The following is a 3150-nucleotide window of genomic DNA, read 5'->3' on the forward strand; positions in this document are numbered from 1 at the left end:
AGTAAACGGGTTTTCATTGCGACTGAAAAGGTCCACCTTTCCATGATTTAAAACAGCTATGGTCCTGTAGCCATCATATTTTATTTCATAGATCCAATCTTTTCTGTCAAATGCTTCTTTCACTGTCTCGGCGAGCATAGGTTTCGTAAATACTGCTGCTGAAGCTTTAATTGAGGAGGATTTGGAAGATTTTTTTTGAGGCATTTTACTGTCGCTTTTTGAAGATGATTTTTTTATCTCATCCAATGTTTTACCTGATACAATAGATTTGTCCTTTTTTAAAACATCTTCTTTGGATACAAAATCATCAGACTTTTTGATAAGTAACCATGCATTATCTTCTTTGCCTTTGAGCTTTACTAAATCAATCTTCCCTTTAATTTAACTCCATCAAGCTGAAGCGCCAAATGTCCTTTTGCAAAGCCTGCTTTTAAGTTTTTGTAAGCTTCATCGGCATTTTCTGCTTCGGGAGAGGTATAAGTTCCGGCATCCCAAACAATAACATGGCCTGCACCATAATTGCCTTTGGGTATTTCTCCCTCAAAATCTTTGTAGCTGAATGGATGATCTTCTACCAATATTGCAAGCCGATTATCATCTGGATTTAAGGATGGTCCCTTGGGTACAGCCCAGCTTTTAAGTACCCCATCCAATTCCAACCTAAAGTCATAATGAAGGTTTCTTGCGTGGTGTTTTTGAACCACAAAAATGAGCTCCTTTCCTGATTTTTTTATTTCGGCTACAGGCTCTTTTGTCGATTTGAAGTTTCTCTTTTTCTTGTATTCCGACAAACTCATCTTAGAAAAAATTTATGCAGATTTCGATTTTTTATCTGACAAGCTGGCCTTGAGCATTTCCATCAAATCATCACTTTGCCTGTGGACTACCTTCATTTTTGCTTTTGGTGGTTTTTTGCCCTTTGCTTTGGCTTTGATGATCTTCAAAAGTTTTGCTGTATAGGTATCCTTGTAATTTTCTATATCAAACTTTTCCGTAAGCTGATCAATGAGCTTATCTGCCATGTCCATTTCCTTGGTTTTCTTTTTGGAAACGGGGGGCAAATTTAATTCGGTTGTTTCCCTTATCTCCTGTGTAAACCTAATCCTGTTCAGCACAATTACATTTCCATAAGGTTTTATTATTGCCAATCCTTCTTTGTTCCGCATGACAAATGAAGTGACACCGACTTTTCCTGATGCTTGCAAAGAATCCCGAAGCAACGCATATGCTTTCGTCCCCGATTTATCGGGCTCCAGATAGTAGGGTTTTTCATAGTATAGACTGTCAATCTCCTGGCCATCAGCAAAACTAAGAATATCAATGGTCTTTGTTTTTTCGGCATCAGCAGCCTCAAAATCCTCATCTTCCAATATTACATACTCTTCATCTAATTTGTAGCCTTTGACAATATCAGCATATTCGACTTCTTTTCCGGTACTTTCATTTATTCTCTTATACTTTATATTAGAGTGATCTGCGCTGTCCAGCATTTCCAGGTTCAAAGTGCTGGCTTCAGTAGCTGAATATATTTTTATCGGGATATTGATCAAACCGAAACTGATAGAACCTGTCCAAATGGCACGCATGAGATAATATTTATTTTGATAAAAGATCAGGGTTCTTCTCTGACATTTTGGATTTGTAAGCCATACCTGCAAATGCCCCAAATACCACATGTGCAAGCAATAAATGTCCAAAGTATTTCTTCAAGTTCTTTGCTGGTGGATTGGGATGTAATTTAAAAACTGCCTTCCAGACCAAAATTCCAGCTACCCCACTTGCTGCACCCAATACACTGCCGGAAAGTATTCCAGGCTTTACTTTACCGTTTCTCCATAATTGATGATAGCCACAACAAAACCCAAGGCCGGAAATGTAATGTAGTAACCACCCTTCCAATGCGGCATCGGATTTCCGCATCGTTGGAATTAGCCTCGATATCAAATCTGCCAGTACCAATGGTTCCCGAAAATTTTCATACTTCTTTTCAGAAATCAGATAACTGAAAAGAGTCATGGCAGAGGTGCCGGCAATTGTTGACTTAATAATCGGTTGTATGGCCATACATACAAATGACATCTATTTTCCCTAAAAATGTCTTACACAATCACAGCATTGTTTTGCAAGATTAATTGATGGAAGATGGACAATTAAATCGAAAAATATACTTTTTAACCTCCTTTCTTTTTTTGCAATTCGGCAATCATTTTTTCCGCATTGGCATTTTGGGGATCAAGACTGAGGGATTTTTTATAGTTTTCAATGGCAAGATCAATCTCTCCGATTTCCATACTGGCCTCCGCATAACTGTCATACACATTGGAACTGTTGGGATAAAGGATAGTATTGATTTTGAAAATGTCTTGTGAAATTTTTAATTTGTCATTTTCCATAAATCTGTAACCAAGTATGTTCAGGTTGTCTTCAGCAATGGTAGGGTCGTTTGGATCACGTTTTTTCATCGCCTGATATTCCTTCAATGCGAGGTCAAAATCTCCGGCAACCAGCAATTCAATTGGTATTTTTTCACCATCATCCATTTTGGAAAATGAACCTTCTTTAACCCCTGTATTAGGATTGAGTAAAACCATTTCCGTTTTATTTGTTTCAGGTTTGGTTTTGAATACAACAGGCTGGTTGTTGTCCCTCCCGATAAAGGTACTATCAGAAATTTTGACAAATTCCTTTGACTCACCCATCAAACCTTTGCTGTAAAGAACATTGTCATTTTGGAAAATTTCGATCAGCATATTGCCACCGATTTTGTACCTCCCAATAATTTGATTTATTTCTCCGGGATTCAGATTCTTTCTTTGATAAACAGGGACAAATTCATCCCAATCATAGGTAAGTGCCACTGAACGGATCAACTCAGAAATAAATTCAGGATGGTTGGAATTGGTCAAAATGACCACTCCGTATCCCTTGTCTTTGTGGGCAATCAGTTCACTGGAAAATCCTTCGTCCCAACCCCCATGGCCAAAATAAATTTCATCTTTCATTTTGTTAATAAAGAATCCAAGTCCGGTAAAATCCTCCACAAAAGGCGTGAGCATCAAAGCCGTCATGTCTTTGGACAATACTGTTTCAGGTCCACCTTTCAATGTCTGTTGAATGTTGACAGCGAATTTGGCCAGGTCTTCCGCAGTG

Annotated in this window: 4 protein-coding genes and 1 pseudogene; all 5 read right to left on the minus strand. The window is 38.2% G+C overall.

Annotation, left to right across the window (positions count from 1 at the left end):
• A pseudogene (locus ACEW8O_RS11775) lies at positions 1-204 on the minus strand (hypothetical protein); the annotation flags it as partial.
• Between the two features lie 155 nt (positions 205-359).
• On the minus strand, positions 360-797 hold the full coding sequence (locus ACEW8O_RS11780) for a DNA polymerase ligase N-terminal domain-containing protein (RefSeq protein ID WP_373494826.1): 438 nt from the start codon (positions 795-797) through the stop codon (positions 360-362).
• Positions 798-809: 12 nt separating this feature from the next.
• Positions 810-1586: a Ku protein gene (locus ACEW8O_RS11785; protein ID WP_373494827.1), complete on the minus strand. Its 777-nt coding sequence runs from the start codon at positions 1584-1586 to the stop codon at positions 810-812.
• Positions 1587-1596: 10 nt separating this feature from the next.
• Positions 1597-2079 (minus strand): hypothetical protein, encoded by a 483-nt coding sequence (locus tag ACEW8O_RS11790; protein ID WP_373494828.1) that lies wholly within the window; start codon positions 2077-2079, stop codon positions 1597-1599.
• A 92-nt stretch (positions 2080-2171) separates the two neighbouring features.
• Positions 2172-3150, minus strand: a 979-nt coding sequence (locus ACEW8O_RS11795) for a serine hydrolase (protein ID WP_373494829.1), incomplete at its 5' end; no start/stop codon positions are given.

The sequence above is a fragment of the Aquiflexum sp. genome (assembly GCF_041749095.1).
Classification (GTDB): domain Bacteria; phylum Bacteroidota; class Bacteroidia; order Cytophagales; family Cyclobacteriaceae; genus Aquiflexum.